Source organism: Pseudonocardia pini, from assembly GCF_013870575.1.
Lineage (GTDB): Bacteria > Actinomycetota > Actinomycetes > Mycobacteriales > Pseudonocardiaceae > Pseudonocardia > Pseudonocardia pini.
Window position 1 is genome coordinate 1 of sequence record NZ_JACBXB010000587.1, and the last position, 3,592, is coordinate 3,592.

A 3,592-nucleotide genomic window follows, 5' to 3' on the forward strand; every position below is an offset into this window, starting at 1 on the left:
GTGGAACCCGCCCGCGGCGACGGGCTGCGGGACGTGCCGCAGCACGTGCCACGCCGCGGTGTAGCCGAGCTCGGCGGCGTTCACCGCTCGGGCTCCCCGGCCCGCTGGGCGCTGCGGTACACCAGCACCAGCCGTTGGAAGACGGTGAACACCGACGCCGCGGCCAGGCCCCACAACGCCACGTGCAGCGCGTACGGCACCCCGACGCCGTGCAGGAACGTGCCCAGCAGCACCACGATCAGCCGCTCGGCGCGCTCGACCAGGCCGCCGTCGGCGTCGAGGCCCATGCCCTCGGCCCGCGCCTTGACGTACGAGATGAGCTGGCTGGTGACCAGGCAGAGCAGGGCGGCCACGCCGAGCACGCGCTCGTCCCCCACCCCCAGGCACCACCACACCAGCCCGGCGAACAGGGCGCCGTCGGCGACCCGGTCGCAGGTGGAGTCGAGCACCGCGCCGAACGGGGTCCCGCGCCCGCGGGCGCGCGCCATGGCGCCGTCGACCAGGTCCAGCAGCACGAACAGGGTGATCACCCAGGGTGCGAGGACCAGCTCGCCGCGCGGCAGGAACCAGAGCGCGGCGGCCGAGGCGCCGACCGTCCCGATCACCGTGACGACGTCCGGCGTGACCCCTCGCGACACCAGGGCACGGCCGATCGGGTCGGTGACCCGGTTGACGTGGACTCGGGCGACGACGTTGAGCATCGGGTGGGGCCGACTCCTGCCGGTCGCGCGCAGCGGGCTGCGCGGGTGGGTGGGGCGCCAGCCTAGTCGCCCGGTGTGACGTCCCCGGTGCCGGTCCCGGCCGGGCTCTCAGCGGGTTCCCAGTCGGGCTCCCAGGCCCCGGCCAGCAGCTCGCGGGTCTCGCTGAGCAGCTGCGGGATCACCTTCGTCTGCCCGACGACCGCGATGAAGTTCGCGTCCCCGCCCCAGCGGGGCACCACGTGCTGGTGGAGGTGCTCGGCGAGCGACCCGCCCGCCACCGTCCCCAGGTTGAGCCCGGTGTTGAAGGCGTGCGGCGCCGACACCTTCCGCATGGCCCGCAGCGCCCGCTGGGTGAACAGCATCAGCTCCGCGGACTCCGCCGCGGTGAGGTCCTCGAGGTCCGCGACGTGCCGGTACGGCAGCACCATGAGGTGCCCGGGGTTGTACGGGTGCAGGTTGAGCAGCGCGAACACCGTCTCCCCGCGCGCCACGACGAGCCCGTCGGCGTCGGGCAGGGAGGGGATGCGGCAGAACGGGCAGCCCCCGCCCTCCCCCGCCTCCTTGATGTAGGCGAGCCGGTGCGGTGTCCAGAGCCGCCGGAACCCGTCCGGGGTGCCGACGCCGTCGATCGGCTCCAGCTCGGGCTCGTCGGGCACGGAGCCGATCCTAGACAGCGAACGTCTCGGCGGTCGGGTTCACGTTGCTGCGGCTCGCGACCCAGCTCACGATCGCCTCGACGGCCCGGGCGACGGGGATCCCGTTGACCTGGCTGCCGTCGCGGAAGCGGAAGCTCACCGCGCCCGCCTCGATGTCCCGCGCGCCCGCGAGCAGCAGGAAGGGCACCTTCTGCAGCGTGTGGGTGCGGATCTTCTTCTGCATCCGGTCGTCCCCGGAGTCCAGGTCGACGCGCACACCCCGCTCCCGCAGCAGCCCCACGATCTCCTCCACGGCCGGGACCTGCTCGTCCGTGACCGGGATCGCGACGGCCTGGACCGGCGCCAGCCACGCCGGGAAGGCGCCCGCGTAGTGCTCCAGCAGCACGCCGAAGAACCGCTCGATGGACCCGAACAGGGCGCGGTGGATCATGACCGGGCGCTTGCGGGAGCCGTCCGACGCCGTGTACTCGAGGTCGAAGCGCTCCGGCAGCATCAGGTCGACCTGGATGGTGGACATCTGCCAGCTGCGACCGATCGCGTCCTTCGTCTGCACGCTGATCTTGGGCGCGTAGAAGGCGGCGCCGCCCGGGTCCTCGGTGAGCTGGAGCCCCGTCTCCTCGGCCACCTTGCGCAGCACCGAGGTGGCGCGCTCCCACTCCTCGTCCGACCCGATGGACTTCGCCGGGTTCCGCGTGGAGATCTCGAGGTAGAAGTCGTCGAGCCCGTAGTCCCGCAACAGGTTCAGCACGAAGTCCAGCAGGGAGGCGATCTCGCCCTCCATCTGGTCCTCGGTGCAGTAGATGTGCGCGTCGTCCTGGGTGAAGCCGCGGGCGCGGGTCAGCCCGTGCACCACGCCGGACTTCTCGTACCGGTACACGGTCCCGAACTCGAAGAGCCGCAACGGCAGCTCGCGGTAGCTGCGCCCGCGCGCGTCGAAGATCAGGTTGTGCATCGGGCAGTTCATCGGCTTCAGGTAGTAGTCCTGGCCGGGCTTGCGGACGGTCCCGTCGGCGTTCAGCTCCTCGTCGAGGATCATGCCCGGGTACATGCCCTCCTCGTACCACTCGAGGTGGCCGGAGGTGCGGAACAGCTGCCCCTTGGTGATGTGCGGGGTGTTGACGAACTCGTACCCGGCCCGCTCGTGCTGCCGCCGCGAGTAGTCCTCCAGCTCCTTGCGGATCACGCCGCCCTTGGGGTGGAAGACCGCGAGGCCGGAGCCGATCTGGTCCGGGAACGAGAACAGGTCCAGCTCGGCGCCGAGACGGCGGTGGTCGCGGCGCTCGGCCTCGGCGACGCGCTCCAGGTGCGCGTCGAGCGCCTCCTGGGACTCCCAGGCGGTGCCGTAGATGCGCTGGAGCTGCGGGTTCTTCTCACTCCCCCGCCAGTAGGCGGCCGCGGTGCGGGTGAGGGTGAACGCCGGGATGTACTTGGTGGTGGGCAGGTGCGGGCCGCGGCAGAGGTCCGACCAGACGGTGGCGCCGGTGTGGGCGTGCACGTTGTCGTAGATCGTGAGCTCCCCGGAGGAGTCGATCTCGACCACGTCCTCCTCGGGCCCCTTGAGGTCGATCAGCTCGAGCTTGTAGGGCTCGCCCTTCAGCTCGGCGCGCGCCTCGTCCTTCGACGCGAACAGCCGCCGCGAGAAGCGCTGGCCGGACTTGATGATCTTCTTCATCGCCGACTCGAGCTTCTTGAGGTCCTCCGGCGTGAAGGGCCTCTCGACGTCGAAGTCGTAGTAGAAGCCGTCCGTGATCGGCGGGCCGATGCCGAGCTTGGCCTCCGGGTACAGCTGCTGGACCGCCTGCGCGAGGACGTGCGCGGCCGAGTGCCGGATCACGCTGCGACCCTCGTCGGTGTCCGCGGTGACGACGGTGACCTCGGCGTCCGCCTCGGGGGCCCACGCCAGGTCCCGCAGGGTGCCCGCGGCGTCCTTGACGACGACGACGGCCTGGGGCCCGCTCGTGGGCAGGCCCCCCTCCCGGACACGGGCGCCCGCCGTGGTCCCGGCCGGCACCAGGATCGGCGCGGACGCGGGCGGGGCGGGTGCTGCGGACACGAGGGTCTCCTCCGGGACGTGCGGGATGGTCCCCTCGATGCTAGTGCGCAGCCCCCACCGGGTTTCCGCGCGGTCAGGACCGCCTGCGGACGACGCCGTCCGCCTCGTCCTCCCGCGGCAGCAGCACGCGGCGGGGCGGAGGTGGGGCGCCGGGGACGACGGGGGCGAACCAGTCCACCGCA

General features: G+C 72.2%; 3 protein-coding genes. All 3 read right to left on the reverse strand.

Annotated elements, in window-relative coordinates:
- Window positions 1–80: 80 nt before the first annotated feature.
- Window positions 81–701, reverse strand: a complete 621-nt coding sequence (gene pgsA / locus H5J29_RS25260) for a phosphatidylinositol phosphate synthase (RefSeq protein ID WP_181783519.1) — start codon at window positions 699–701, stop codon at window positions 81–83.
- A gap of 62 nt (window positions 702–763) precedes the next feature.
- Window positions 764–1,357, reverse strand: coding sequence for an HIT family protein (locus H5J29_RS25265; RefSeq protein ID WP_312858397.1), 594 nt, complete (start codon window positions 1,355–1,357; stop codon window positions 764–766).
- 10 nt (window positions 1,358–1,367) lie between these two features.
- Window positions 1,368–3,410, reverse strand: coding sequence for a threonine--tRNA ligase (thrS, locus tag H5J29_RS25270; RefSeq protein WP_181783520.1), 2,043 nt, complete (start codon window positions 3,408–3,410; stop codon window positions 1,368–1,370).
- Window positions 3,411–3,592: the final 182 nt, after the last annotated feature.

Excerpts from the sequence above, each read along its gene's own strand:
- pgsA (WP_181783519.1), bottom strand. The coding sequence starts at position 701 with ATGCTCAACGTCGTCGCCCGAGTCCACGTCAACCGGGTCACCGACCCG.